Source organism: Alloalcanivorax marinus (genome assembly GCF_016785095.1).
Taxonomy (GTDB): Bacteria; Pseudomonadota; Gammaproteobacteria; order Pseudomonadales; family Alcanivoracaceae; genus Alloalcanivorax; species Alloalcanivorax marinus_A.
Map to the genome: position 1 here is coordinate 749722 of NZ_JAEKJB010000008.1, position 26038 is coordinate 775759.

Below are 26038 nucleotides of genomic sequence, written 5' to 3' on the forward strand. Positions count from 1 at the left end.
CGCTATTCGATGATATCGCCGCGGGTCATGTATTTGGCCACCGCCACGGTGGACACGAAGCCGATCAGGGCGATCAGCATGCCCGCCTCGAAGTACAGCTTGCCGTCGGTGGCGATGCCGTACAGCACGATCAACGCGATGGCGTTGATGTACATGGTGTCCAGGGCCAGGGCCCGGTCCGGCAGGGTGGGGCCGCGCAAAAGCCGGTAAAGGTTGAGCAGCAGGGCCAGTACGATCAGGCCGAACCCCACCGGTAACGCGATGGCTAGCATTCGAAGATCTCCTTCAGGGGCCGCTCGTAGCGCTGCTTGATCTGCGCCACCAATGCCGCCTCGTCGTCCATATCCAGGGCATGGATAAGCAGGGTGCGGCGGTCCTCGCTGACATCCGCGCTGACGGTGCCGGGGGTCAGGGAAATGGTGCTGGTGAGCAGGGTGATGGCGAAGTCATCGGTTAGCTCCAGCGGCATCTCCACGAACGCGGGTCGCAGCTTGCGCGGCGACCCCAGAATCAGGCGCGCCACCACCAGATTGGCGGTGATGATGTCCCAGTGCACCACCAGCACGAAGCGCACCAGCTTGAGGAAATCCCGCAGCCGCGGCACGTTGGGCCAGAAGGGCCGGGTGCCCAGGGGCAGCACCACCGCCAGCACCAGCCCCAGCAGGCCATGCCCCCAGGAAAAACCATTGAGCAGCAGCCAGGATAACCACAGCAGCAGGCTCAGCATTGGAAACGGCAGTAAACGACTCATCACGCGCCTCCTCCCAGCACCGCCTCGATATACAGTTCCGGCCGGGCCCACTGGGCGGCCGCCGCCACCGTGGCCTCCAGCACCGGCTCACCCCAGATCGCCAGCACCGGCGCGGCGCCCAGCAGCAACACGGTGGCCACCAGGCGCGGCCGGTCCAGGCGCCGCGCCCGACCATCGCCGGTGGCGCGCCAGAACAGGGTGGAACCGGCGCGGCTCATGCCCACCACGCCAAGCAGGCCGCCGCCCAGCAAAAACAGCCAGTACAACGGCGACGGCACGGTCTGCAGCAACGCCACCTTGCCCATGAACCCGGACAACGGCGGCAACCCGATCACCGCTATAGCGCCCAGGAAGAACAGCGCCGCCAGCCCGGCCCGGCCCGCCGGCGCCGGCCCGGCCACCAACTGATCGCCCAGCTTGCCGCGCCCCCGCGCCACCAGATCGGCGAGCAGAAACAAACCGCCGCACACCAGGGTAGAATGGATCAGGTAATACAGCAGGGCCCCCATGGCCTCTGGCGAGCCCCAACTGAGACCGGCCATCAACGTGCCCACGGACATCACCACCAGGTACGCCACCATCTCCCCCAGGCGGCGGGCGCCGAGCACGCCAATGGCCGCCAGCAGCAGGGTCAGCAACGCCAACACCCAGAGCGCATCGCGGCCCAGACCGGCCAGGGGCCCGTCCATGAACGCCAGTCCCTGGACCCGGGCGATCGCATAAACCCCCACCTTGGTCATGATCGCGAACAGGGCCGCCACCCCGGCGGTGGCATTGGCGTAGGCGGCCGGCAACCAGAAATAGAGCGGGAACAGCGCCGCCTTGAGTCCGAACACCACCCACATAAGCAGGCCCGCGATGCGCGCCAGCTCCAGGGCGCCACCGTCGAGCTGGCCCAGCTTGACGGCGAAATCCGCCATGTTGAGCGTGCCGGTGGTGCCATACACCAGCCCAAGCGCCACCAGAAACAACGCCGAACCGATCAGGTTAAGCACCACGTAATGGATGCCCGCCTTGACCCGGGCCGGGCCGCGCCCGTGCAGAGCCAGCCCGTAGGAGGCAATCAACAACACCTCGAAGAACACGAACAGATTGAACAGGTCGCCGGTCAGGAAAGCACCGTTAATGCCCATCAGCTGGAGCTGGAACAGGGCATGGAAGTTAGCGCCACGCTTATCGTCCGCTCGGCTCGCGTACAGCAGCGCCGGCAACGCCAGCAACGAAGTAAGCAGCACCATCAGGGCGCTGAGCCGGTCGAGCACCAGTACGATGCCGAACGGCGCCGCCCAGTCACCCAGCTGATAGACCTGGATATCGCCGCCGGCGGCCCGCAAGTACAGCGACACCGCCACCGGGATCAGTGCCAGGGCGGAGACCAGTCCGGTGAGACGGCGCAGCGGCTGGCGCTCACGCACCTCCAGCAGCAGCAACATGCCGGCGAAGGCGGGAATCAGGATCGGCGCGATGATCAAGTGTTCCATCAGCGCTCCCCTCCCTCATCGGCGTCGCCATCCACATGGTCGGTGCCGGTCTCCCCCTGGCCACGCAGGGCCAGCACCACCAGAAAGGCGGTCATGGCGAAACCGATGACGATGGCGGTGAGTACCAGCGCCTGGGGCAGCGGGTCGGTGGAGGGCCCACCGCCGACGATGGGCGCCTGATCCAGCGCCAGCCGACCGGAAGCGAACACGAACAGATTGACCCCGTAGCTGAGCAGGGTAATACCCAGAATCACCGGGAAGGTGCGCGCGCGCAGCACCAGATAGACTCCGGTGCCCACCAGCACCGCGATCATGATGGCGACCATGGCTTCCATCACGCCCCTCCCTTCTTATCGTCCAGCAAGGACAACTTGCCCAGGTTGGCCAGCATCAACAGTGTCGCCCCCACCACGGTGAGGAACACCCCGGTATCGAACAACATGGCGCTGGCCAGCTCGAATTCACCGACCAGGGGCCAGTGCACATGGTCGAAGGTGCTGGTCAGGAACGGATGGCCGAAGAACCAGGAGCCCAGCCCGGTGATGCCGGCCAGCAGCAGCCCCACCGCCACCACCGGGTGATAATCGCCAGGCATGCGCCGGTGCACCCATTCCACCCCGGAAGCCACGTACTGCAACAGCAGCGCCACCGAAGTGATCAGGCCGGCGATAAAACCACCGCCGGGCAGGTTGTGTCCGCGCAGGAAGATGTACACCGAGATCAGCAGCGCCAGCGGCAACAGCGGCCGGGAGATGGTCACCAGTACCAGGGGATGGGCATCCCGGGCCCAGGGGCGGCCCATCGAATCGCTGGGCGCGGACAGCAGGTCCAGGTCGCGCAGCAGGGCGTAGATGCCCATGGCGGCGATGCCCAGCACGGTGATCTCGCCAAAGGTATCGAAACCACGGAAATCCACCAGAATCACATTGACCACGTTGGTACCACCGCCACCAGGCTTGGCGTTATCCAGGAAATAGCCACTGATGCTCTGCAGATCACTGGTCATCATGGCGAATGCCATCAGGCCCACGCCGCCACCGATCACCACCGCCAGCACCAGGTCCCGGGTTACCCGCAAGGCGCCGGACTCCATATGCGTGCGCACCGGCAGGAAGTACATGGCCAGCATCAACAGCAACACCGTGACCACTTCCACGGACAGCTGCGTCAACGCCAGATCCGGCGCAGACAGACGCACGAAGGTGAGCGACACCACCAGGCCCACCACGCTCACCGACATGATCGCGGTCATGCGGTGACGGTGCAGCACCGCCGTGATCACGGCCGCCACCACCAGCATGGTCCCGGCTAGCAGCGCCACGCCGTCCAGTGGCAGCATTGACCGCGTGCCATCGATGACCGCCGGCGACAGATGCACCAACAACACCAGGGCCACCAGCGCCAGCAGCCAGGCGGCGTAGCTTTGCAGCGAGCCGTTGCGCAGGGCGCCACCAAGCGCGGTCGCGGCCCGGACCAGGGCCTGCACCCGCCCCTCGAAGATCAGATTGGCGTTGATCGCCGGCAATCGGTCGTACTGGGCGAACAGCCAGCGGCGCAGGCTGTACACGGCGACACCACCCACCAGCGCCACCACGCTCATCAGCAGCGGGATATTGAAGCCATGCCAGATCGATAGATGATAGTCCGGCAGCTCGCCACCGAGGGTGGCGCGGCCGGCCACCGCCAGCAGCCCGGCCACGGTGATCGAGGGCAACACGCCCACCGCCACGCACAACGCCACCAGGATCTCCACCGGCACCTTCATGTAGCGCGGCGGCTCGTGGGGCGGAAACCTGGGCAGATTGACCGGCTCGCCATTGAAGAAAACGTCGTGGATAAAGCGCGCCGAATAAGCCACCGAGAACACCCCGCCCAGGGTGGCGCCCAAGGGCAGCACCCAGCTCATGGCGCCCAGCCGGCCGGACTGCAGGGTCTCGGCGAAGAACATCTCCTTGGACAGGAAGCCGTTCAGCAAGGGCACCCCGGCCATGGCCGCCGAGGCCACCATGGCCAGCACCGCGGTGTAGGGCATGTACTTCCACAGGCCGTTGATACGCCGCATGTCCCGGGTGCCGGTCTCGTGATCGATGATGCCGGCGGCCATGAACAGGGATGCCTTGAAGGTGGCGTGGTTGATGATGTGAAACACCGCCGCCACCGCCGCCAGCTCGGTGTTGAGGCCGAACAGCAGGGTGATCAGCCCCAGATGACTGATGGTGGAGTACGCCAGCAGCCCCTTCAGATCGTGCTGGAACAGCGCCGCCGCCGCCCCCCACAGCAAGGTGGCCATGCCCGCCAGCGTGACCAGATCGAACCAAAGATCCGTGCCCGCCAGCATCGGGTAGAAGCGGGCCAGCAGGAAGACCCCGGCTTTGACCATGGTGGCGGAATGTAAGTAAGCACTCACAGGCGTTGGTGCCGCCATGGCGTGGGGCAGCCAGAAATGAAATGGGAACTGAGCGCTCTTGGTGAAGATGCCCAGCAACACCAGCACCAGAATCAATGGATAGAGCCCGCTGGCGCGAATCAGATCGCCGCTGGCCAGGGCCTGATCCAGGGAATAGCTGCCCACCACCTGGCCGATCAGCAACACCCCGGCAAGCAACGCCAGGCCGCCCATGCCGGTAACGGTGAGCGCCATGCGCGCGCCCTTGCGGGCGGCGCTCTGGTGCGACCAGAAGCCGATCAGCAGGAAGGAACTGAGGCTGGTCAACTCCCAGAACAACACCAGCAGCAGCAGGTTGTCGCTGGTCACCACGCCCAGCATGGCGCCCATGAACAACAGCAGGAAGGCGTAAAAGCGACCCGCCTTTTCCTTGGCGGAAAGGTAATAGCGGGCGTAGAGGATCACCAGCAGGCCGATGCCCAGCACCAGCAACGCGAACAGCAGCGCCAAACCGTCCAGGCGAAACGCCAGCGCCAGCCCCAGGCTGGGCATCCAGCTCAGGCTGTTGCGCACGGTCTGGCCATCGAACACCTGGCCGGCGGGCGTGATCAGCAGCACCAGGGCCAGCGCCGGCATCAGGGCCGCGCTCAGAGCCAGCAGGGTACGCGGCGCCCTCAGCCGCTCGGCCAGAGGCGGCAACACCGCGCCCAGGAAGGGCAACAGCACCAGAATGGCAAGATTCATAGAGTATCCGTTATCCGTCGCGGCAAAGCCGCTTTGAGCTTAACAGGTCAAGACTCGGCAACAACGGGCGGATCGGGAAAATAGGGGCGACGCCCGCGGCGAGGACAATGCGCGGGCGCGATCATCATTCTGTTGTACAGCGAATGACGCGCCATGGACGGGACTCTTCGAATGTGGATCGACAGTATGCCACGAGCCCCGGGGGTCTGTCAGAACTCGCCGACGAACTGATTGTAGAACTGGCGCGCGGTGCGCCCGGAACGCACCCCTCTCTCCATGGAGAAGCGGCGCGCGCGAATGTGCAGTTGCTCCGGATCGGCCACCGGACCGAACAGGTGGTCGACCATCTCGAAATAACGCTCCTCGTTGATCGGGTAGAAGCTCAGCGACAGGCCGAAACGGTCCGCCAGGGAGATCTTCTCTTCCACCACGTCGCCGTGGTGAATTTCACGACCCACCACCCGGCTCTGCTCATTGTCGCTCAGATACTCACTGACCAGATGGCGCCGATTGCTGGTGGCGTAGAGCTTCACGTTCGAGGGCGGCAGCTCCAGGGAGCCTTCCAGCACGCTCTTGAGGTGCTTGTAATGGCTGTCGCCGTCCTCGAACGCCATGTCATCACAGTAGATCACGAAACGCTGGGAGCGTTCCCGAATGTCGTCGACGATCTCCGGCAGATCCACCAGGTCGTGCTTTTCCACCTCGATGACGCGCAGCCCCTTGGGTGCGTAGGCATTGAGCAAGGCTTTCACCAGCGAAGACTTGCCGGTGCCGCGACTGCCCCACAGCAGCGCATGATTGGCGGGCTTGCCGGCCAGGAAACGTTCGGTGTTCTGGATCAGCTTGGCCTTCTGCGTCTCGATGCCAAGCAGGTCATCCAGGGATACCGGGTCCAGATGCCGCACCGGACGCAGCCGTTGTTGTCGGGGCCGCCAGATCGCCGCCACCTCGTCGCGCCAGTCCACCTCGTTCATGATGCCTGTTTCCTTTTCACCGTTTACACAGACGGACAATGATAGGGTCAATAGGCTTGTCATGGCACCCATCTTGATCCGTTCTCCGCAATGACCGCGCCACGACGCCGGTTCACGCGGTACCATGGCGGCCAGATTTCATTGTCCAAGGGAGTATTCCGATGCTGCGTTCCATTGCCCTGCTCGGCGGCCTGGCCGCCCTCGCCACCGGCTGCGCCCAACAAGCCGTGGCGCCGCCGGCCGACGCCAACCTCTGTCCGGAGCCCCGCCCCCAGGCCTGTACCATGGAGTACCGCCCGGCCATCGGCTACGACAAAACCGGCAAGCAGGTCGGCAAGTTCGGCAACGCCTGCCACGCCTGCGGCCAGGACGGCGTCTACTACACCCTGCCCGAGGACGGGGAGACACGTTAATTGTCCCGCTCGCCCCTGTCGCTTCTGCTGGATTTCGACGCCCAGTACCAACGAGACCGGAACCAGACGCCGGCGTTCCTGCATCGCCGTGACCGGCGCCTGGCCCTGGCCCGGCAGGAACGCGGCGCCGGGGCACTGTCGGTGACGGACTGGCTGCATGCGGTGGACGCCGGCGACCGCCACGACCAGCGGCCACTGCGCCGCTGGCGCCGGGCCACCCTGGCATTCACCGCCGCCGGCGCGGTGCTCGGCGTGCTGACCATGCTCGGCCTGCTCTATGTCACCGGCCCGGCGCGCATCAACGTGACCCTGTTCGTGGCCCTGGCCCTGCTGCAACTGATGCTGGCCCTGGCCACCGCCGGCCAGGCCCTGGCTGGCTGGCGCCCCTGGGGCGCCCTGTTCGACCGAGGCGAAGACGGCGAAGCACCCGTACTGCGGCAACTGCAACCGCAACTGGCGGCCCGGGCGGCCCAGGCCGGCGGCCTGGCGTTCGCGCTCACCGCCCTGGCCACCCTGCTGATCCAGGTGCTGATACGCGACCTGGCCTTCGGCTGGAGCACCACCCTGCAAACCTCGGCACCGGCCTACCAGCAATTGATGGAAACCCTGGCCTGGCCTTGGCGGGCCTGGTTGCCCGCCGCCGTGCCCGGCCCCGAGCTGGTGGCCCAGTCCCGCTATTTCCGCCTGGAGGGCGGGGCGACGACGGACCCGGCGCTGCTGGGTGGCTGGTGGCCGTTCCTGACCATGCTGTGGCTGTGCTATGTGGTACTGCCACGGCTGGCGCTGCTGGTGCTCAGCCGCTGGCACCTGAACCGGCGGGCCCGCCGCCTGCTGCGCGACCACCCCGGCCATGCCGCCCTGCGCGAGCGACTCACCACTCCCTGGGTGGACAGCGGCGACGATGGGCCGGCGAGCGCGCCACCACCACGGCTCGGCGACAACCCGGCACCGGCACCGCCGGACGACGCCGGCACCCTGATCCGCTGGGCCGGCGCCGACCATCCCCTGCCCGGGCGCCCGCCCCGAGTCCTGGACGCCGGCGGCAGCGCCAGCCTGGAGCAGGACCGGGACACCCTCAACCAGGCCGACCCGACGCGACCGGTGTGGTTGCTGGTGCGCGCCTGGGAACCGCCCACCGGCGATCTGGCGGATTTTCTTGATGACGCCCGCGCCCACTGGGGGCCGGACACCCCCATCGCGGTGCTGCCCCTGGCGGACAACGACACCGCCCTGGCCCCCTGGCGCCGCTTTATCGCCCGCCGGGGCGATGCGGCCCTGCTGCTGTGCCCGCCGCCGGCACCGGTCAGCGAGGAGGCGCGCCCATGACCACCCTGCCCCGCTTCGCCGTGGTCGGCCATCCCAACAAGGGCAAATCGAGCATCGTCGCCACCCTGGCCCAGAACGACGGCATCGCCATCGCCCTGGAACCGGGCACCACCCGCAACAGCCAACGCTACCCGCTGAGCGTGGACGATCGCCCGCTCTACGAGCTGATCGACACCCCCGGTTTCCAGCGCCCGCGCAGGGTGCTGGCCTGGCTGCAGGCCCACAGCGCCAGCGCCTCGGACCGGGCGGACACGGTGCGCGCCTTCATCACCCAGCACCGCGACGACCCGCGTTTCCATGACGAATGCGAACTGCTGACACCGATTCTGGAAGGCGCCGGCATTCTCTACGTGGTGGACGGCGCCGTGCCCTATAGCCCGGAACAGGAAGCGGAGATGGAGATCCTGCGCTGGACCGGCCGGCCCAGCCTGGCGCTGATCAACCGCATCGGCGAAGGCGACCACCTGGACGACTGGCGCGCCGCTCTCGGTCAGTACTTCCAGATCGTGCGCGACTTCGACGCCGTGCACGCCCCCTTCGAAACCCACCTGAGCCTGCTGCGTGGTTTCGGCCAGCTCGCTCCGGAATGGGAGGCGCCCCTGGAGGAGGCGGTGGGCCACCTGCGCGCCCAGCGCGCTCACCGCCAACACCAGGCCATGGCCCTGATCAGCGAGGCCCTGGCGGACATGCTGACCCACGCGGAAAGTGCCCGCTTCAACGAACACGACAATCGCGACGCCCTGGAGCACGACCTGGCTCGGCGCTGGCGCGACCGCCAGCGCCACCGGGAACAAACCCTGCGCCGGGACGTGGAAACGCTCTACCGCCACCGGAACCTGCACCGGCGGGAACAAAGCCTCGACTGGGAAACCGGCCACGACCTGTTCAGCGAACAAACACGCCGCGCCTGGGGCGTAAGCCGCACCTACCTGGCCACCGCCGGGTTCGGCGCCGGGGCGATCGGCGGGGCCGGTATCGACGCCCTGGCCGCCGGCCACTCCCTGGGCACCGGCGCTCTGATCGGCGGCGTGCTGGGCGCCGCCGGCAGCCTCTACTACGGCGGCAAATACGCCGACAAATTGGGCGCGCTCAAGCTGCTGGCGCCGTTGGCTGGCGGCGGTCGCCGCGCCGAATTCGGCCCGGTGCGCGACCCGCAGTTCGGTTACGTGGTGCTGGGCCGCGCCCTGGAGCACTGGTTCCAAGTCAGCCACCGCAATCACGCCGGCCGCGACCCTCTCACCCTGAACCACGGCGACCGCCACTGGCTCGAACAACTGCCCCGCGGCGACCGCCAGCGCCTGCAAAAAGCGCTGCAAAATCCGCCCCGCCACGCCGGTGACGGCAAACGCCGCCAGGCCCTGGAGCAGGCCGTGGAGAACGCCGGCGCCGCCTTTCTGGAATGGCGGGAAGGTGCGCCGACTTAACGCCCTTGTTTTCTAAAGGTAGTCGCGAAGAAGCCGGTACAGCTCCGGGTGTTTTTCACTGAACCCGGCCCATCAGCGCGCCGCAATACATCCACGATCACCGACTCCTGCAATGTAAAACGGCCGGATTCAATCAACCGTTTCAGTCCCTCGGGGGAAGACACCTTCACCAGAAACCGTGTCATCCTTGTTTTCCTCGCCGCTTCTAGCGCGGTAAATCCGGAATCTTGAAGTACGGTGTTTTTTTATTGTCCAGGCTATGGAGGAACGCTTCCAGGTCGGCCAGCTCCTCCTGACTAAGGTCCAGCGGCTTGAGCAACGGACTGGTCACGGGGAACAAGGGGTCGCCTTGCTGATCATCCTTGGGGCGTGGATGCGCACCGCCGGCGTTATAAATGGAGAGGATGCCGTGCATCTTCCTGAACTTGCCGTTGTGCATCCACGGGCCCGTTTCCATCACATTGCGCAGGCCCGGTGTTTTGAAGGCACCCACGTCTTCTGGCCGGCCGGTCACGGCATAACGGCCCAGGTCCTCGTTCTTGCTACCGTAGAAATGCAGCCCCAGATTGTGGAATCCGCCGTCGGTGAACAACGGGCCGTGGTGGCAGTTCATGCACCCCGCCCGGCTGCGAAACAGATCCAGGCCACGGATCTCCGCCTCGCTCAAGGCGTCGGCATCACCGCCGTAAAACAGATCGAAACGGGTAGAGCCGGTGGTGATCGTGGCCAGATAGGCGCCCAGGGCATCGGCCAGCCGGCGCGGGTCAAGAGTGGCATCGCCGAAGGCATCGTGAATCAGGCCGGCGTAGCCCGGCACCGCATTGATCGATGCCACCGCCGCGTCGAGCGTGCCGTGCATTTCCTGCGGATTGGTGATCGGTATCAGCACCTGATCACGCAGGGTGGCGGCGCGGCCGTCCCAGAACTGGGCCTGTTGAAACGCCGCGTTGGCGACGCTGGGCGTGTTACGGTGGCCTCGCTGGCGATCGTGCCCGTAAGGCACTTCACGACCGTCGGCCCAGCCCCATTCCGGATCGTGGCACGAAGCGCAGGCAATCTGGCCGGAACCGGACAAGCGCGGGTCGAAGAACAGGGTTTCACCCAAATCGCGCAGGGCGCGATCCACCGTCGGCGCGGACGGCAGCGGCCCCAGCGGGCGCGCGTCCACGCCGTCGTCCACCTGCAACGGCGGCCAGCAGTCCGGCCCGGCCCGGTACCGCTCGATGCGGTCCGCCTCGGCACCGGGGCACGCCTCGGCGCTCCCTTCCGCCAGCACCGTGCCACTCAGGGCCAGGGCGAGCAGGAGCAGCACCGGCCTTGTTGAGCGCCGGTGTTTCACAAACGCACCTTCATACCGAGCCAGTAATTGCGGCCGATTTCGATGCCCGAGTCATAGGTATTGGGGTTGCCATCGTCGGCGGTGTAGGTGCGAGCGTTGAAGACGTTATTGATCTGCGCGTCCAAGACCAGACCCGGCTTGCGGGTCACCTGCCAGGTCAGTTTCAGATTACTGATCCAGGTGGCGGGCCGGTCCCGATCCTCATACACGGCCAGGGACTCCGTAACGGTCTGACCGCTGGGAAGCGTGATGGTGTCGCCCTCCTCCACACGACCGGAATCCGCGATGTAGCGTTGCTCGTCACGCCAGGTGGTCACCAGGCTGGCGCGCAGGTCGCGGTGCAGGTCCGCCGCCATGCTGATGGTCGCCACCAGGGGCCGGTTGTAGTCATAGCGAATCCGTTCCAGGTCACCCTGGCGCATGCGCTTGCCCTGGTAATAGATGTATTCGTCGGCGAGCGGGTTATCGGCGCTCACGTCATAATCGGAATTCGATGTCTCCGCCTCCGACCAGGTGGTGCTCAGGCCCAGGTGATAGCGACCGAAGGTGCGATACCAGGCCAGTGAAAGCCCCTGATAACGGCTGCTGCCGTCGTTGGTCAGCCGGTACAGCTCGAAACCGTCCTGCTGGATCTCGGTGCGCTCCTGGGAGAGTTCATCGTGCCCTTCCCGGTGCACATAGCGGAGATCGAGAATGCCGCCCAGGAAGGCCTGCTTCACGCCCAGGGTGAGTTCGTCGCTGTAGGGCGTGTTCAGGTTCGAGAACACGTAACGCGTGCTCGCACCGCCGGAATCGCTCTCCCAGTCGCCCACCACGTTGGCCACCGAGCCCCGGTACTCGGTGTAGTGCGGCTTGCGCGCCTCGCGCAGTTTGTAGGACAGCAAGGGCGCGCTGTGATAGCGATTGGCACCGAAGGTAAGGTGCGTGCGACCGTCACCGAACACATCAAAGGCACCACGGAAACGCGGCGACAGGTTCAGATTGCCCAGGAAGTCATCGTAATCGTAACGGGCGCCGAGCACGGTCTTGACACGCCCCCAATAGGTGGATGCTTCCGTGTAAGCGGCGGCCTGAGCCAGTCCCACATCGAGGTCATGGGCTTCATACACATTGCGAGTGGAAAAGAACTGCTCGCCTTCCACGCAGTCCAGGCTGATGCCGCGGCATTCGATATCGGTGTTCACGATGCCGTTCTGATAAATGTAGGAAGTGGAAGGCCGGTCCTCGAGCACGCGCATGTAACTCAAGTCCAGACCATACTCCACCTTCCAGGTGCGCCCCAGCCACTTAAAGGGCTGGCGCTGGGCATCCAGGCCGAAGGTATAGCGCCGCTGCTGGCGATCCAGGTCGCCAAAACCGCCCTGGCGGCTGAAACCCAGGTCGTTATCGATGCCCCACGACCGGCTCGGGCTGTTCTGCCAGTTGAAAAAATGCTGCGGGGAGCGGCGGCTGTTTTCACTCAGCGACACCGCCAGGCGGGCGGTAATATCATGCCGATCGGTGAGCCAGGACAACTTGCCGTTGCCGGTCAGGCCACCGCCACGAACACTGAAGTCACTGTCTTTCGCGTCCTTGATAAAGTACTCGCCCTCATAGGGCGCCACCGCCAGCCCCAGGTCGAGCCAGCCTTCATCCCACACCGGCGTATAGAAACGACCATTGAGACCCAGATTCTCCTGCTCCTGGTTCTTGATCTCGCCCAGTGACACATCCGGGTTGCGCGAGTAGGAACGGGTGGCGCCCAGATAAACGCCCCGGCCGCCGGCCAGCGGCTGGTCCACGCTGATACCCATCCGCTCACGCTTGAACGAGTCCGGCTCCGGGGGCTCCGACGGGTTTTCGGCGTCGTCCGGCACATGGTGGAAAACCCGGTAGTGCACCCAGTCGGACCGCGTGGTGCTATAGGACAGATTGATCCGGCGCGGTCCCTGACCGGCACGGCGGGTTTTCATGTCCACCACGCCACCGGTGAAGTTGCCGAAGCGGGCCGGCACATTGCTGTCGTACACCGTCACCGATTCGATCATGTCCTCATCGATGAACAGCGACTGTTCATGCCCGGGGACATCGGTGATCGAATTCGGTTTGTCCGCCAGCGGATCAAGGCGGCTGTTGATGTCCACACCGTCAAGCTGGAAGTTGTTTTCGTAAGCGCGTCCACCGGATATGGAAATAGACGCCGGTTTCAGATCATGGAGGCTTTCCGGTTCATAGCGGTCCTCGCTGAACTGGATGTTGGGCAGCACCTCCAGAGCTTCGGTGACGCTGCCATTGGCGCTGCCGTAGTCGTCCAGCATGTGCCGGTCGAGACGATAGCTGCCCTCCGGCTCGGTGGTCACCGGCTGGGCGGCGCCATCGCCATGTACATAAACCGGCTTGAGGGTTTCCGGCTCATCGTCGGCGCGCGCGGACAGAACGATAAAAAAGAGGCCGGCGACCACGGTCGCCAGCCTGAACAGGTAGTCAGTCATGATCAGCCATCACAGGACGCGCAGAAGGGCGTGGAATCCTCATCGTCCGTGATGCCGTCACCGTCCAGATCGTCATCCAGCACCAGCACGCTGGCCGCGATCTCCTCCGCGCCGACCCCGAGATTGAAGAAGTCCGGGCGGCCATCGCCGTCCGTATCGCGCACCGCGATGGCGCCCTTGGCGAAATCGTTTTCGCCGGTCATTACCGTGGCGATGCTCTGCAGCATCAGATTGTGATCGTTGTTGGAAAGCCCGTCCTTCTCGCTGAGTGCCACCGCCTCATCGTAATAGCGAGCCTCCGCCAGCACCGCCACGGCCTGATTCAAATAAGTCAGACGCGAGCTATCGGACAGTTGCGCGTCGGCCAGGTTGGCCACGCCCAGCTGGTTACCGTTACCGAGGATCAGATCCCTCGCCAAGGCGCGGGCCTCCGCTACGTTTTGCTGGTCGGTAACGTTCAATGCGCCGGTTCGCAAAGCAATGTCGCCCGCTTGCCCGGCCATATCGACCAGGCGCGAGGCCAACGAGAGCCCCCCCGCCATGGCCGAGCTGCGTGCGCTGTCGCTGGATGCGCCCGCCGCTTCCTGGAAATAGCGGGTTCGCGCCTCACGACCGTAGTCCAGTGCCAGGCTCAGGTTATCGTTGCCGAGGGCGAGCGTGATCAGATCGATAAGCGCGCCATCGTACTGCTCATCCAGCATGCCGGCGGCTTCGCTTTCGGCCCGGGCGATGGTGTTGGCGGCGGCGTTCTTCAGGTCCAGTGCATTCTGATAGCTTGCAATTTCCTGAAGGATATCGAAACGATCACTGGGATCAGTTTCGCTTTGCACCAGCCTGTCGGCGATTTGTGCGCAGGTCGACATCCAGTCCGTTGCCCTATCCCGTGCACCTCTTGCACCGGTGAAGTCCACCAAAAGCAAGCAACCATCGGCAAGCAAGGCACCGCTTTCACCCTCATGAAATTGCTGATACTCGTCGGAGAGATAATAGTTCCATGCGGCATCACGAACCTGATCGCCATACTGCGCATAGCCATTGTCGTATAGCGCCTCCGCGAGCCGGCCGGACGCCCCGGCCCGGCTGAGCAGATTGGCAAGGTACTCTTGGGGCTCGTCGTATTCAGCACGAAGGTCATCCAGCGCGCCTTGCAGATCGCCATCCAGCACTTTCTGGTAGGCGATCCCGACGGCGATGTAGTCCATTGCTTTGGCTTTGATGTCGGCTTTGACGATCGCTTCGGCCTGAATCATATAGTCATCAGTACGGCCGGTGGTAATGTAATAAGGCGCCATGTAGCGCAGATAAGCATCCGTGCGCTCCATGTTACAGGGGCTCAGCGAGCGCGTAGCTTCAAAGGCATCGATCATGTCCTCGACCCGGCTTGTCTGACCAAGCCGATAATAGAAGTCAGCCGAATAGGAGTAATAGAGCGCGCGCAACCGATAATGTTGACAGCCGCTAGAGGTCTGGTAACCGAGCCCGTCATTGAAGCGCGTGAAGAGATCCGCGCTGGCAAGGGCACTTTCCAATTCCTGTTCGGCAAGCCCGGCTTGTTCCGCCTCATCCACCGCAGCCTCTGCGCCGTTTCGTAATGTGGTCATTACACGGCCATACACCGTACTGTAAGGCTGGCCTTCATACAGTTCGACGTAAGCAATCACCCTTTGTTGGGCGTCTTGCACTCCTTGCTGGTCGCCAATCTCCTCATAATCCATAACAAACTTGTTATACAACTCAGCATCGGAAGCCGAGAGATTCTCAATGCCTTTCGCATCAACGGACTCATCCAGCAACTGCAATGCCTGATCAACCAGCTTTTTTGCATCACTAATGATGCTCTGGTCGAGCAGTTCTTCCGCGATTACATGCGCGGCTTTCGCACGCTCGAAGGGTTGGAAAATCCTTGTACGCAGAATCAGCTGCGATTCATCCACAAGACCGGCGAAAGCCAATCCTCTGGCAACTTCCTGATAAACCGGATCCAGAATCAGATCGTCGAGCACATCGTCGAACAGCCGTTCGGCGCGGTAGAACGGCGACAGGTCGGAGGCGTAGAAGTATTCACGGCGGGCGTCGTTGTCCATGCCGAGTTTTTCCGCGTCGGTGAGCGGAATGCGGTGGTCCAGCGCGCGCAGGCCGGTGATGCGGACGATGTCGCTATCGGCGGCGAGGCCGGCGGGCACGGTGAAACCACTTTGCGCCAGGGCGGCCGGATCGAGATCGTAGCTTTGCAGTACGTAGCGCATCAGGTTGCGAATCTGCGGGCTGCCGGCGGGAACGCCGGCATCGCCGTTGGCGCTGATCAGCGCATCGGCCAGGGTGGCGATGTTGGCCTGACTGATGTCATCGTCGCTGTTCTGGGCGAACACCTCACTCAGGTAGAGCGCGATGCCCTGGCGCACGGCGAAGCGTTTGGCGGCGGCCACCACCGCGTCGGCATCCTGCCCGGGGGCGGCCTCGGCCACCGCCTGGAGTTCCTGTGCCAGCTCGTTGACGCGCCGGCGGCTGGCGTCGGTGAGAGCCGGGTCGGTGGCCAGCCATTCACGAGCAGCGTCCAGGTCACCGGTGTCGCGCAGCGCGTTGACCAGCAAGGTCATCGGCACGCTTTCCCGATTCAGCGCCACGCCCAGCAAAGTGAGGCGCAGGGACTGCCGCTGCAGATCACCGTCCGTGGCCGGATCATCCAGCACCCGAGCGGCGTCCAGGCCGAGCCAGCCAGCCACGGTTTGCCGGGCGTCTTCCAGCTCAGAGCCGTCATCCACCAGGGCCATTACCAGGGTGCTTACCGGGGTGGCCAGCCCGCTGCCACCGGATACCGGCCCGACCAGAGTCAGCCCGGCGAAATCCTGCCCGGTTTGCGAATCCACCCCGCCCTGGGCCACCACCCTGGCGCCGGACAGATCGGCCCCGGACGACACCGTGAAACGAAAGCCGCCATCGGCGTCGCTGCGCACCGGCACCGCCAGGGCGTTACCGTTGGCGTTTTGCAGCTTGACCAGCGCGCCGGCGATGCCCGGATCGGTAACGCGACCGGACACACTGCTTCCGCCGCTATCGCCCCCGTCACCCCCACCGCCGCCACCCCCACCGCCGCCGCAGGCGGCCAGCAGGCCCAGAACAAAAGCCACGGCCACAGGCCGTGCCCAGCGCGTGCATCGCTGATACATGACGGGTTCCCCCAGGTTCGATTCGGTGTAAGGACCGGGGGAAGATAATCTAAATGATAATGATTCGCAATGTTAATTGGGATGTTTAACGGCCAAATGCTCGCGCCGGTAGTCCCGGGGCGCCATGCCCATCACTTTCTTGAACATCCTTGAAAAATAGTACGGATCGTCGAAACCCAGTTGCTGAGCGATGTCGGCCACGCTCAGATCGGTGATGTCGAGCAGATAGCAGGCACGGCTGACCTTCAGGTGTTGGAACGCCTGCATGGGCGTCTGGCCGGTCTGGCGTTTGTAGGCGCGAATGAAGTGGTAACGGGACAGCTCGCTGGTGGCCGCCACCAGGGTATCAAGGTCCACGCGCCGGTGCAGACGGGCACGCAGCCACGCCTGCACCCGGGATACGTCCAGGGCGTCATTGCGATCCTCGCGCTGGCGGCGCATCAGCGCCATGTAGCTGAGCAGGCTTTTCAGCAGGTTGGCGGCGAAGATCAGGTGATGGCCGCGAAAGCGGGTCACCGTGGCGAGCAGGGCGTCCAGGTCCTCGGTGAGGCGAGGGTGCAGGCCCACCGGGGCGACGAAGGCATCCGGGCCCTCCAGCACCGCGTCGAAGTAATCATCCACCCGGTCGCCGCCCAGGTGCGCCCAGTAGATGGTCCAGGGATCGTCCGGGTTGGCCCGGTAGCGGTGTGCCCGGCCTTCCCGGAACAGCAGCACGTCACCGGCCTCCACCGGTTGACGGCGGCCTTCCAGCTCCGCTTCGCCGGAGCCCGCCAGGCAATAGATCAGCAAGTGGTCCCGGGGCGCGTCACGGTCCATGTGATGACCGGCGGCACTGGGATAAAACCCGGCGCCGTGGGGCAGGCAATCACGGCACAAGGGGTGCTCCGCCAGCTCCGCCACCAGATTCTGCGGGATCACCACGCGCCGGCCGCTTTCCGGTAATGGCCAACGGGACGTTTCCACCTGTGGACTGGTTCCGCGCATCGCAATTTTGTCCATTATCTATCAATTAAAGCCATCTTATCCCGCATTACGCTGTGGTACACCATGGCAATAATTGAAAAACGAGGCATCGCCGGCTCCGGCATGCCGCCAGAACAACAACACGATAGCAGGGAGAGCTCATGCTTGTAGCCAGCTTCCTCGGGCTGTTCGCCGGCCTGGCCTTACTGGTGGTGCTGACCATGCGCGGCGTCAACATCATCATCTCCGCGGTACTGTGCGCCATGCTGGTGGCGGTGTGCAGCGGCCTGCCCCTCAACGACGCCATGCTGGACAGTTACATGGCCGGCTTCACCGGCTTCTTCACCACCTGGTTCCCGGCGATTCTGCTGGGCGCCATCTTCGGTCAGTTGATGGATGACAGTGGCGCCGCCAAGGCCATCGCCCGCCAGTCCAGCCACTGGTTCGGCGAGAAAAGGGCCATCATGGCGGTGGTGGGCGCCTCGGCGATCCTCACCTACGGTGGGGTGAGCGTGTTCGTGGTCGGTTTCAGCGTCTACCCGATCGCCTTCGAACTGTTCAAGAACGCCAACCTGCCGCACCGCTTTATTCCCGGCGCCATGGTGTTCGGGTCGATCTCGTTCACCATGACCTCGCCCGGATCGCCGGAGGTGCAGAATCTGATCCCCACCGAGCATTTCGGCACCACCGCGGTGGCCGGCGGCGTGATCGGGGTGATCTGCGCGCTCACCATTCTGGTGCTGGGCGCCTGGGCGATCCGTCGCTGCGTGCGGCGGGCTGTGCACGCTGGAGAGACCTTCGATCCGCCGGCGGCGGCGCGCCAGTTGCACGAGCAGAGCGACGGCGCGCCGGTGCCCACCTGGGCGGCGTTATTGCCGCTGCTGGTGCTGGTGGGCGGCTTTAATCTGCTGTCGCTGGCGCTGGGCATGCGCCCGGTGGAAGCGTTGCTGGTGGCCATGGGCGCCAGCCTGCTGCTCGGCTTCGGGCTGTTTCATCGCCATTTGCATGAGCGTGCCCGCACCCTGGGCACCGGCGCCGACAACGCGCTGGTGGCCACCGCCAATACCTGCGCGGTGGTCGGGTTTGGCGCGGTGGCGGCGCTGACGCCGGCGTTCAAGGAAATCGTGGCGGTGCTCACCCACCTGCCCGGCCTGGAGTACGCCGGCCTGGCCATGGCGGTAACGGTAATCGCCGGCATTACCGGGTCCGCTTCCGGCGGCCTGGGTATCGCGCTACCGATCCTGGCACCGATCTACCAGGGCATGGGGCTGGACAACGGTGCCATGCACCGTATTTCAGCGCTGGCCTCCGGCGGGCTGGATTCCCTGCCGCACAACGGCTACGTGGTGACCACCATTCGCGCGATCTGCAAGGAAACCCACCAGCGGGCCTACCCGACGGTGTTCATCGCCAGTGTGCTGGTGCCCTCGGTGGTACTGGTAATGGCGGTGGTTCTATATACGCTGGTGTAGAGACACCGGCTTCCCTATACGGCCAATAATGATGGAGAGCCCCATGACCACCCGACTGCCCCAATTGATCGACGGTGAATTCCGCCCCAGTGACACCGACACCTGGATCCCGGTGACCAACCCGGCTACCCAGGAAGTATTGTGCGAAGCGCCGGCGGCCACCGCCGCCGAAATGGAACGCGCCATCGCCGCCGCCAAGGCGGCCTTTCTGGAGTGGCGCGAGGTGCCAGTGTCCGAGCGGGCACGGCTGATGCTGCGTTACCAGCACTTGCTCAAGGAGCGCCACGACGAGATCGCCGAGGTGCTGGCGAAAGAAACCGGCAAGGTGTTCGCCGATGCCAAGGGCGACGTGTGGCGCGGCATCGAAGTAGTGGAGCACGCCGCCAACATCGCCTCGCTGATGATGGGCGAGACCGTGGAGAACGTGGCGCGGGGCATCGACAGCCATTCCTGGACCCAGCCGCTGGGGGTGTGCGCCGGCATCACCCCGTTCAACTTCCCGGCGATGATTCCACTGTGGATGTTCCCCATGGCGATCGCCTGCGGCAACAGCTTCGTGCTCAAGCCCTCCGAGCAGGACCCGATGACACCCAACATTCTCGCCGAGCTGTTCCTGGATGCCGGCGCCCCCAAAAACCTGTTACAGGTGATCCACGGCGGCAAGCAGCAGGTGGATACCCTGCTCACTCATCCGGACATCAAGGCAGTGTCCTTCGTCGGCTCGGTGCCGGTGGGCCAGCACGTTTATCGCACCGCCACCGATCACCTCAAGCGCGCCCAGTGCTTCGCCGGCGCGAAGAACCACATGGTGGTGATGCCCGATGCCCGCAAGGACCAGGTGATCAGCAACCTGGTGGGTTCCGCCTGCGGCGCCGCCGGGCAGCGCTGCATGGCCATCAGCGTGGCGGTGTTCGTGGGCGATTCCCAACAGTGGATCGAGGAACTGAAAGACGAGTTCGCCGCCATCCGGCCCGGCGCCTGGGACGATGACAAGGCCGCCTATGGCCCGCAGATCAGCGCCAAGGCCCGGGACCGGGTGCTGGACCTGATCAAGCAGGGCAAGGAGGAAGGCGCCACCTGTCTGCTGGACGGCTCCGACTGCAGCGTGGACGGCCTGCCGGATGGCAACTGGGTGGGCCCCACCCTGTTCACCGACGTGAAGCCGGAGATGGCCCTCTACCGGGAGGAGATCTTCGGCCCGGTGTTGTGCTGCGTGTGCGTGGACACCCTGGAGGAGGCCATCGAGCTGGTGAACAACAGCCCCTATGGCAACGGCACCTCCATCTTCACCGCCAGCGGCGCCGCCGCGCGCCGCTACCAGCACGGCATCGAGGTGGGCCAGGTGGGCATCAACGTGCCGATTCCGGTGCCGCTGCCGTTCTTCAGCTTCACCGGCTGGAAGGGGTCCTTCTACGGCGACCAGCACGCCTACGGCAAACAGGCGGTGCGCTTCTATACCGAAACCAAGACCGTCACCAGCCGCTGGTTCGATGACGACATTCCGGACGCCGCCCACGGCGGACCGAACATGACCATTAACCTGAAATAAGAATCGCGGCGCAAGCCGCTCCTACGGGGGCTCCCCCATTGCAGGAGCGGCTTCAGCCGCGAATCCCGAGGATCAATAACGTGGATTTCGCCTTCACCGAAGAGCAACTGGCGTTCCGGGACACCGCGCGCCAGTTCGCCGATAAGGAACTGGCGCCATTCGCCGCCGATTGGGACGCCGGCAGTGTGTTTCCCAAGGACACCATCCGCCGCGCCGGCGAGCTGGGCTTCTGCGCCCTGTACTGCGACGAGGAACATGGCGGTCTGGGACTGAGCCGGCTGGACGCGGCGCTGGTGTTCGAGCAACTGGCCGCCGGCTGCACCTCCACCACCGCCTTTATCACCATCCATAACATGGCCACCTGGATGCTGACCCGCTTCGGCGGCGACGCGGTGCGGGCACGCTGGGCGGCGCCACTGATCAGCGGCGAGGCGCTGGCCTCCTACTGCCTCACCGAACCCAACGCCGGCTCCGACGCCGCCTCCCTGGCCACCACGGCGAAGCGCGACGGTGATGACTATGTCATCAACGGTGCCAAGGTGTTCATCTCCGGCGCCGGCGACACCGATGTGCTGGTGCTGATGGCGCGCACCGGCGGCGCCGGCGCCGGCGGCATTTCCTGCTTCGCGATCCCGGCGGACGCGCCCGGCGTCAGCTATGGCCGCAACGAGGAAAAAATGGGCTGGAAGAGCCAGCCCACCCGGGCCATTACTCTGGAGAACGTGCGGGTGCCGACGGACCAGCGCATCGGCGACGAGGGCCAGGGCTTCCGCATCGCCATGGCCGGCCTGGACGGCGGCCGCATCAACATCGCCAGCTGCTCCCTGGGCGCCGCCACCGCCGCGCTCACCCAGGCCCAGGGCTACGTAGGCGAGCGCAAGCAGTTTGGCCAGCCCATCGCCGAGTTCCAGAACACCCAGTTCGCCCTGGCGGATATGGCCACCCATCTGGTGGCGGCGCAACAGATGGTGCGCCTGGCGGCCTGGAAGCTTGATCAGGGCGACGCGGACAAAAGCACCTACTGCGCCATGGCCAAGCGGCTCGCCACCGATCTGTGTTTCGACGTCTGCAATCAGGCGCTGCAGCTGCACGGTGGCTACGGCTACATCAAGGAGTACCCGCTGGAACGTTATGTGCGTGACAGCCGGGTGCATCAGATTCTGGAGGGCACCAACGAAATCATGCGGGTGATCATCGCCCGCCGGGTGCTCAAGGACTTGTCATTTTTATAAGGAGAAAAACATGAAGATCGGATTTTTCGGTGTCGGCAACATGGGCGGCCCGATGGCCGCCAATCTGGCCGCCGCCGGCCACGACGTCACCGCCTTCGATCTGGTACCGGCCCTGCTGGTGGCCGCCGAGGAAGGCGGCGTGCACACCACCGATTCACCGGCGCGGGCGGTGGAAGGCGCCGAGGTGGTGATCAGCATGCTGCCCTCGGCGGCGGCGGTCACCGGCCTCTATCTGGGCGGCGACGAGCCCGGGCTACTGGAACGCATCGCCGCGGATACCCTGATCATCGACTGCTCCACCATCGACGCGGACACCAGCCGCCGGGTGGCGGACGCGGCGGCCCAACGGAGTCTCGCCATGATCGACGCGCCGGTGTCCGGCGGCGTGGGCGGCGCCAGGGCCGGGACCCTGACCTTTATCTGCGGCGGTCCGGAGGCGGCGGTGGAACAGGCCCGCCCGATACTCGAATGCATGGGCAAGAATGTGTTCCGCGCCGGCGACAGCGGCGCCGGCCAGGTGGCGAAAATCTGCAACAACATGCTGCTGGCGGTACACATGATCGGCACCGCCGAGGCGCTGCAACTGGGCGCCGACCATGGTCTTGATCCGGCGGTGCTGTCGGAGATCATGAAGGCCAGTTCCGGCAACAACTGGTCACTGCAGGTGTACAACCCCTGGCCCGGGGTGATGCCCAATGTGCCCTCGTCCAATAACTACGAGGGCGGCTTCGGCGTCAATCTGATGAACAAGGATCTGGGCCTGGCCCTCACCGCCGCCCTGGCCAGCCGCTCGGCCACGCCCATGGGCGCCCTGGCGCGCAGCCTGTACGCCGGCCACGCCAACCAGGGCCATGGCGACAAGGACTTCTCCAGCATCCTGGCCCAGTTCAAGCGCAAGGACGACTAGCGCCGGGCTCGTGGGCCAGGAACCAGGGCCGCCGACGACGGGCCCCGTAGGGCGTCACGCAGACATTGTCACGGCGGTTGTAGACGAAAAACACATTACTGCGTGGATCCGGCGACATATTGGCGTTGGACCCGTGCAGGGTGTTGCAATCGAACAGGAGCAAACCGCCGGCTTTGCCGGTAGGCGCCTCGATGCCGCCCCGGTCGATCAGCTCGCGGAGCACCTGGTTATCGGGCACGCCGAACTCCTGGGTTTTCAAGGACTGCTTGTGATGGTCGTCCGGGGTTTCTCCCAGGCAAGGTACGAACACCTTATGTGAGCCGGGGATCAGCATCAGCGGCCCATTGAAGGCGTGATTGTCGGTGAGCACGATGGAGGCACTCACCGCGTGCATGGCGGGCATCCCGTCCTCGGCATGCCAGGTCTCGAAATCCGAATGCCAGTTGAAGCCCTTGCCATGGAAACCGGGCTTGTAATTGATGCGGGACTGGTGCACGTAAACGTCGCCGCCAAGAATCTGGCGTACCCGACCGAGCAGGCGCGGATCCTCGGCGAGTTCGCGAAATCGTTCAGACAAGACATGCACGGCGAACAGGGAGCGAATTTCCTTACTGCCCGGTTCCGTAACACTGAAATCGCGGCCTCGGAAGTCATCACGACCAAGCAGCTCATGCAGGGCACCGGTAAGGTCCGCGACTTCCCGTTCGTCCAGGAAACCGGGCTCGAACAGAAAGCCCCGACGTTCAAACTCATCCAGTTGCGACCGGCTCAGTGGTCCGTCCTCGGGCCGGCCCTTGACCACCGGCTCGCGACGGCTCAGCCAAGGCAGGTCCGGGCGACGAGACAGGCGAGTGGGGTATGGATCATCCCGCCGAGCGTCGACCTGGGCGGGGCGGGCTTGCGTCTGCGCTGACATCAAATCACCTCCTGAGATTTGGAATCAGATTGGCAACGATGTTAAAGCCGGCTCAGGGATCCCGGAACCGACCTCGCGGAGTGAATATAAAGACGCTGAAAGCGGTTTCAAGGGGCGCGATCAGGCGTCCTGAATGCGTCGCCAGGGGCGGGCCGCCTCCACCTCGTAGGCCAGCTCCAGCAGGGTACGCTCGCCGCCCTGCACCGCCGCCAGTTGCACGCCGATGGGCAGCCCTTGCGCCGTGGCCCCCAGGGGCAGGGAGATCGCCGGGCTGCCGGAGGCGTTGTTGGCCGGGGTAAAGCTGGCGTAGTGGATCAGCCGTTCGATCAGGGTTTCGAACGGCTGGGTGGGGCTCAGGTAGCCGAGTTCGGGCGTGGTGTGGGCCAGTACCGGCGTGAGCACCACATCGTAATCGTCAAAGGCGCGGGCGTACTCCCGCCAGCTGCGCCGCAGCCGGTAAAGCACCGCCGGTGTTTTGAGCATGCGCTTGCGGTAATGGGCGGCCAGCCCCAGGGTCAGATCGTCCAGCCGGGCACGGTCGAAGCCGGGCCCGAACAGCCGCTTGCCGAAGGTGCGCACCATGAACGCCATCATGCCGTAGTAGGTGACGAAGTCGTCGATGAACGACGGCTTCAGGGGAATCGGCGCCTCCTCCACATGATGCCCCAGATCCGCCAGCAGGCGGGCGGCGTCTTCCACCGCCGCCCGGGTCTCGGCATCGGTGGCGCGACCGGTGATGGAATCCACCACCAGCCCGACCTTGAGACGCCGTTTGCCCGGGACGGTGACGTCGCCGATGGCCGGCAACGCGGGGTTGCGGTAGTAGCGCTCGGCGGCGGCGAAGAAACGGGCCGTGTCCCGCACGCTGCGGGTCAACACGCCCTCGCCGATCAGATCCACCGGCAGGGCCTGGGAGGCTTCCGATTTCACCAGCCGGCCACGGGTGGGTTTAAGGCCCACCAGGCCACAGCAGGCGGCGGGAATACGGATCGAGCCGCCGCCGTCGTTGCCATGAGCGATGGGCAAGGCCCCGGCGGCCACCAGAGCGGCGGCGCCACCGGAAGAAGCGCCGGAGGAATAGTCGGTGTGCCAGGGGTTGCGGGTCGGGGGCTGATCCATGAACTCGGTGCTGGCGCTGAAACCGAAGTCCGGCAGCCGGCTTTTGCCCAACAGGGTAAAGCCCTGGTCGAGAAACTGGCGGGCGAAGTCACTGTCCTTTTCCATCACCCGCGGCCGCACGGCTCGCGACCCATGGCCGCTGGGCATGCCCGCCACATCGATGTTGTCCTTGATCAGGGTGGGCACGCCGGCGAACGCGCCCCGACCGGGCCGGGCGGCTTCGCCAACGGCCCGGTCCCAGGCCTGGCAGGCCACCGCCTGAAGCACCGGGTTCACCCGACCGATGCGTTCCAGGGCCGCTTCCGCCACTTCCTTTGCACTCCGCTCACCACGGCGGATTCGCTCCGCCAGCGCGGTGGCGTCGTCCTCGCCCAGAGCGTCGTCGGTGAAGGCGTGCAGGCGCCAGCTCGGGTCATTCATTGGGGTTCCCATGGTCGAGGCTCCTTAGTGTTATTCGATGTCGCCAGGAGCCGGGACTGTACCATGGTGCCAAATTCAGAACGGGCCAATTCGCGGTCAGGCCCGCGCCCTCTCCACCCGCTTGCCGTTGGCCAGCATCCGGCGCGCCAACTGGGTGAGCTCGCCGATGCTGTCAACCACCGCGTCCGGACGGTGCGGATGGCTCACCGTGCCGGGAAAGATCTTGTCCAGCCAGCTCTGGGACCAGTGCGCGCCGTTGTAAAAGATCGCCGTGACACCGGCGTCCTTGGCGGCGATCACATCGGTGGTGCTGTCGCCGGCGTACCAGCAACGCTCGGAAGGTTCCAGGCCGAGTTCCGTCAGCGCCTTGAAGAGCATGTCCGGGGCCGGTTTGCGGTGCGCCACGTCATCGCCACACACGGTGACGTCAAACAGATCCCGCCAGCCGGTGCCGTCGACAATGGCCAGTTCGTGTTCAAAAAAGTCCCGCTTGCGATTGGAGATCACGCCCACCGGCACGCCGGCGGCGCGCAATCGCTCCAGGTGCACGCGAATGTCCGGCTCCAGGGGATGCACTTCATCCACGTAGTTCTTGTAGCACTCGTCGAAAGCCCGGTGAATGCGGCGTTTGGCGTCGCCGTCGGCGCCGAACAGCACCTCGAAGATATCGGTGCGGGAAATCTTGCGCTGGGCGGTGATCTTGGGGTGCAGGCGATGATGCTCACGCACGTACTTGACCAGCTTGGCGTCCTCGATGGTCTTGGACTGCTCCGGCGTCAGCAGCCGCTCCCACAGGCCCAGCTCCTCCAGGCGCGGCAGAACATCGTCCACCGCGTGGTACATGGCGTCGTGGGTATCCACCAGGGTGGCGTGCCAGTCGATCAGAACGGCCGCCGGCGGCGCGTGTGGCAATTGCAGGATACTCATGGTCGCGGGTCTCCTTGTGCCCACCGGCACGGGTGCCATGCCGGAGACCTAACGGTA

Annotated in this window: 21 protein-coding genes; 7 read left to right on the forward strand and 14 right to left on the reverse strand. The window is 65.1% G+C overall.

Going from position 1 to position 26038, the window contains the following annotated elements:
• Nucleotides 1-2: 2 nt before the first annotated feature.
• The 6 genes from JF515_RS10590 to JF515_RS10615 all read right to left on the reverse strand — a co-directional run bounded on the left by JF515_RS10590 (nt 3) and on the right by JF515_RS10615 (nt 6336).
• Nucleotides 3-272: a K+/H+ antiporter subunit F gene (locus JF515_RS10590; RefSeq protein ID WP_203103968.1), complete on the reverse strand. Its 270-nt coding sequence runs from the start codon at nt 270-272 to the stop codon at nt 3-5.
• Nucleotides 266-751, reverse strand: a complete 486-nt coding sequence (locus JF515_RS10595) for a Na+/H+ antiporter subunit E (protein ID WP_203103970.1) — start codon at nt 749-751, stop codon at nt 266-268. Before JF515_RS10595 ends, JF515_RS10590 begins: the two co-directional genes overlap by 7 nt.
• Nucleotides 751-2232 carry a monovalent cation/H+ antiporter subunit D gene (locus tag JF515_RS10600; protein ID WP_203103972.1) on the reverse strand — a complete coding sequence of 494 codons (1482 nt, stop codon included), beginning with the start codon at nt 2230-2232 and terminating at the stop codon, nt 751-753. Before JF515_RS10600 ends, JF515_RS10595 begins: the two co-directional genes overlap by 1 nt.
• Complete coding sequence (locus tag JF515_RS10605) at nt 2232-2567, reverse strand: Na+/H+ antiporter subunit C (RefSeq protein WP_203103974.1); 336 nt, start codon at nt 2565-2567, stop codon at nt 2232-2234. Before JF515_RS10605 ends, JF515_RS10600 begins: the two co-directional genes overlap by 1 nt.
• Nucleotides 2567-5362, reverse strand: a complete 2796-nt coding sequence (locus JF515_RS10610; RefSeq protein ID WP_203103976.1) for a monovalent cation/H+ antiporter subunit A — start codon at nt 5360-5362, stop codon at nt 2567-2569. Before JF515_RS10610 ends, JF515_RS10605 begins: the two co-directional genes overlap by 1 nt.
• A 209-nt stretch (nt 5363-5571) precedes the next feature.
• Nucleotides 5572-6336 (reverse strand): ATP-binding protein, encoded by a 765-nt coding sequence (locus JF515_RS10615; protein ID WP_203103978.1) that lies wholly within the window; start codon nt 6334-6336, stop codon nt 5572-5574.
• Between the two features lie 161 nt (nt 6337-6497).
• Between JF515_RS10615 and JF515_RS10620 the strand changes: the two genes are divergently transcribed.
• From JF515_RS10620 to JF515_RS10630, 3 genes are read left to right on the forward strand one after another with little or no spacing between them, the layout of a single operon-like run.
• Complete coding sequence (locus JF515_RS10620; RefSeq protein ID WP_203103980.1) at nt 6498-6749, forward strand: hypothetical protein; 252 nt, start codon at nt 6498-6500, stop codon at nt 6747-6749.
• Complete coding sequence (locus tag JF515_RS10625) at nt 6750-8075, forward strand: DUF2868 domain-containing protein (protein ID WP_203103982.1); 1326 nt, start codon at nt 6750-6752, stop codon at nt 8073-8075.
• On the forward strand, nt 8072-9499 hold the full coding sequence (locus tag JF515_RS10630; protein ID WP_203103984.1) for a GTPase/DUF3482 domain-containing protein: 1428 nt from the start codon (nt 8072-8074) through the stop codon (nt 9497-9499). The genes JF515_RS10625 and JF515_RS10630 overlap by 4 nt, the downstream gene beginning before the upstream one ends.
• On the opposite strand, the gene JF515_RS10635 is transcribed toward JF515_RS10630, so the two are convergent.
• The 5 genes from JF515_RS10635 to JF515_RS10655 form a co-directional block, all read right to left on the reverse strand.
• Nucleotides 9496-9684, reverse strand: coding sequence for a hypothetical protein (locus JF515_RS10635; protein WP_203103986.1), 189 nt, complete (start codon nt 9682-9684; stop codon nt 9496-9498). The two genes, JF515_RS10630 and JF515_RS10635, sit on opposite strands and share 4 nt — an antisense overlap.
• A 20-nt stretch (nt 9685-9704) precedes the next feature.
• The gene (locus JF515_RS10640; RefSeq protein WP_203103988.1) at nt 9705-10838 is read right to left on the reverse strand and encodes a cytochrome c peroxidase; all 1134 of its coding nucleotides are present in this window, start codon (nt 10836-10838) and stop codon (nt 9705-9707) included.
• A complete protein-coding gene (locus tag JF515_RS10645; RefSeq protein ID WP_203103990.1) occupies nt 10835-13309 on the reverse strand; it encodes a TonB-dependent receptor plug domain-containing protein in 2475 nt (824 codons plus the stop codon). Before JF515_RS10645 ends, JF515_RS10640 begins: the two co-directional genes overlap by 4 nt.
• A 2-nt stretch (nt 13310-13311) precedes the next feature.
• On the reverse strand, nt 13312-16476 hold the full coding sequence (locus JF515_RS10650; RefSeq protein WP_203103992.1) for a hypothetical protein: 3165 nt from the start codon (nt 16474-16476) through the stop codon (nt 13312-13314).
• Nucleotides 16477-16548: 72 nt separating this feature from the next.
• Nucleotides 16549-17439 carry an AraC family transcriptional regulator gene (locus tag JF515_RS10655; protein ID WP_338015200.1) on the reverse strand — a complete coding sequence of 297 codons (891 nt, stop codon included), beginning with the start codon at nt 17437-17439 and terminating at the stop codon, nt 16549-16551.
• Between the two features lie 161 nt (nt 17440-17600).
• On the opposite strand from JF515_RS10655, the gene JF515_RS10660 reads away from it, so the two are divergent.
• The 4 genes from JF515_RS10660 to mmsB all read left to right on the forward strand — a co-directional run bounded on the left by JF515_RS10660 (nt 17601) and on the right by mmsB (nt 22599).
• Nucleotides 17601-18911 carry a GntP family permease gene (locus JF515_RS10660; RefSeq protein ID WP_203103996.1) on the forward strand — a complete coding sequence of 437 codons (1311 nt, stop codon included), beginning with the start codon at nt 17601-17603 and terminating at the stop codon, nt 18909-18911.
• A 43-nt stretch (nt 18912-18954) separates the two neighbouring features.
• Nucleotides 18955-20460 (forward strand): CoA-acylating methylmalonate-semialdehyde dehydrogenase, encoded by a 1506-nt coding sequence (locus tag JF515_RS10665; RefSeq protein ID WP_203103998.1) that lies wholly within the window; start codon nt 18955-18957, stop codon nt 20458-20460.
• 80 nt (nt 20461-20540) lie between these two features.
• Nucleotides 20541-21692 (forward strand): acyl-CoA dehydrogenase family protein, encoded by a 1152-nt coding sequence (locus tag JF515_RS10670; protein WP_203104000.1) that lies wholly within the window; start codon nt 20541-20543, stop codon nt 21690-21692.
• 10 nt (nt 21693-21702) lie between these two features.
• Nucleotides 21703-22599, forward strand: coding sequence for a 3-hydroxyisobutyrate dehydrogenase (mmsB, locus tag JF515_RS10675; RefSeq protein WP_203104002.1), 897 nt, complete (start codon nt 21703-21705; stop codon nt 22597-22599).
• Here mmsB and thpD read toward each other — a convergent pair.
• The 3 genes from thpD to JF515_RS10690 all read right to left on the reverse strand — a co-directional run bounded on the left by thpD (nt 22580) and on the right by JF515_RS10690 (nt 25981).
• Complete coding sequence (gene thpD, locus JF515_RS10680) at nt 22580-23515, reverse strand: ectoine hydroxylase (protein ID WP_203104004.1); 936 nt, start codon at nt 23513-23515, stop codon at nt 22580-22582. The two genes, mmsB and thpD, sit on opposite strands and share 20 nt — an antisense overlap.
• Nucleotides 23516-23635: 120 nt before the next feature.
• Entirely contained in the window at nt 23636-25066 is a 1431-nt protein-coding gene (locus JF515_RS10685; RefSeq protein WP_238400961.1) for an amidase, read from the reverse strand.
• A gap of 84 nt (nt 25067-25150) precedes the next feature.
• Nucleotides 25151-25981, reverse strand: coding sequence for an HAD family hydrolase (locus tag JF515_RS10690; protein ID WP_203104006.1), 831 nt, complete (start codon nt 25979-25981; stop codon nt 25151-25153).
• Nucleotides 25982-26038: the final 57 nt, after the last annotated feature.

Bases quoted from the DNA above. Each gene is read 5' to 3' on its own strand.
- JF515_RS10630 (WP_203103984.1), top strand. From the start codon at position 8,072: ATGACCACCCTGCCCCGCTTCGCCGTGGTCGGCCATCCCAACAAGGGC.
- JF515_RS10645 (WP_203103990.1), bottom strand. From the start codon at position 13,309: ATGACTGACTACCTGTTCAGGCTGGCGACCGTGGTCGCCGGCCTCTTT.
- JF515_RS10615 (WP_203103978.1), bottom strand. From the start codon at position 6,336: ATGAACGAGGTGGACTGGCGCGACGAGGTGGCGGCGATCTGGCGGCCC.
- JF515_RS10690 (WP_203104006.1), bottom strand. From the start codon at position 25,981: ATGAGTATCCTGCAATTGCCACACGCGCCGCCGGCGGCCGTTCTGATC.
- JF515_RS10665 (WP_203103998.1), top strand. From the start codon at position 18,955: ATGACCACCCGACTGCCCCAATTGATCGACGGTGAATTCCGCCCCAGT.
- JF515_RS10635 (WP_203103986.1), bottom strand. From the start codon at position 9,684: ATGACACGGTTTCTGGTGAAGGTGTCTTCCCCCGAGGGACTGAAACGG.
- mmsB (WP_203104002.1), top strand. From the start codon at position 21,703: ATGAAGATCGGATTTTTCGGTGTCGGCAACATGGGCGGCCCGATGGCC.
- JF515_RS10620 (WP_203103980.1), top strand. From the start codon at position 6,498: ATGCTGCGTTCCATTGCCCTGCTCGGCGGCCTGGCCGCCCTCGCCACC.
- JF515_RS10650 (WP_203103992.1), bottom strand. From the start codon at position 16,476: ATGTATCAGCGATGCACGCGCTGGGCACGGCCTGTGGCCGTGGCTTTT.
- JF515_RS10590 (WP_203103968.1), bottom strand. From the start codon at position 272: ATGCTAGCCATCGCGTTACCGGTGGGGTTCGGCCTGATCGTACTGGCC.
- JF515_RS10605 (WP_203103974.1), bottom strand. From the start codon at position 2,567: ATGGAAGCCATGGTCGCCATCATGATCGCGGTGCTGGTGGGCACCGGA.
- JF515_RS10610 (WP_203103976.1), bottom strand. From the start codon at position 5,362: ATGAATCTTGCCATTCTGGTGCTGTTGCCCTTCCTGGGCGCGGTGTTG.
- thpD (WP_203104004.1), bottom strand. From the start codon at position 23,515: ATGTCAGCGCAGACGCAAGCCCGCCCCGCCCAGGTCGACGCTCGGCGG.
- JF515_RS10600 (WP_203103972.1), bottom strand. From the start codon at position 2,232: ATGGAACACTTGATCATCGCGCCGATCCTGATTCCCGCCTTCGCCGGC.
- JF515_RS10660 (WP_203103996.1), top strand. From the start codon at position 17,601: ATGCTTGTAGCCAGCTTCCTCGGGCTGTTCGCCGGCCTGGCCTTACTG.
- JF515_RS10685 (WP_238400961.1), bottom strand. From the start codon at position 25,066: ATGGGAACCCCAATGAATGACCCGAGCTGGCGCCTGCACGCCTTCACC.
- JF515_RS10595 (WP_203103970.1), bottom strand. From the start codon at position 751: ATGAGTCGTTTACTGCCGTTTCCAATGCTGAGCCTGCTGCTGTGGTTA.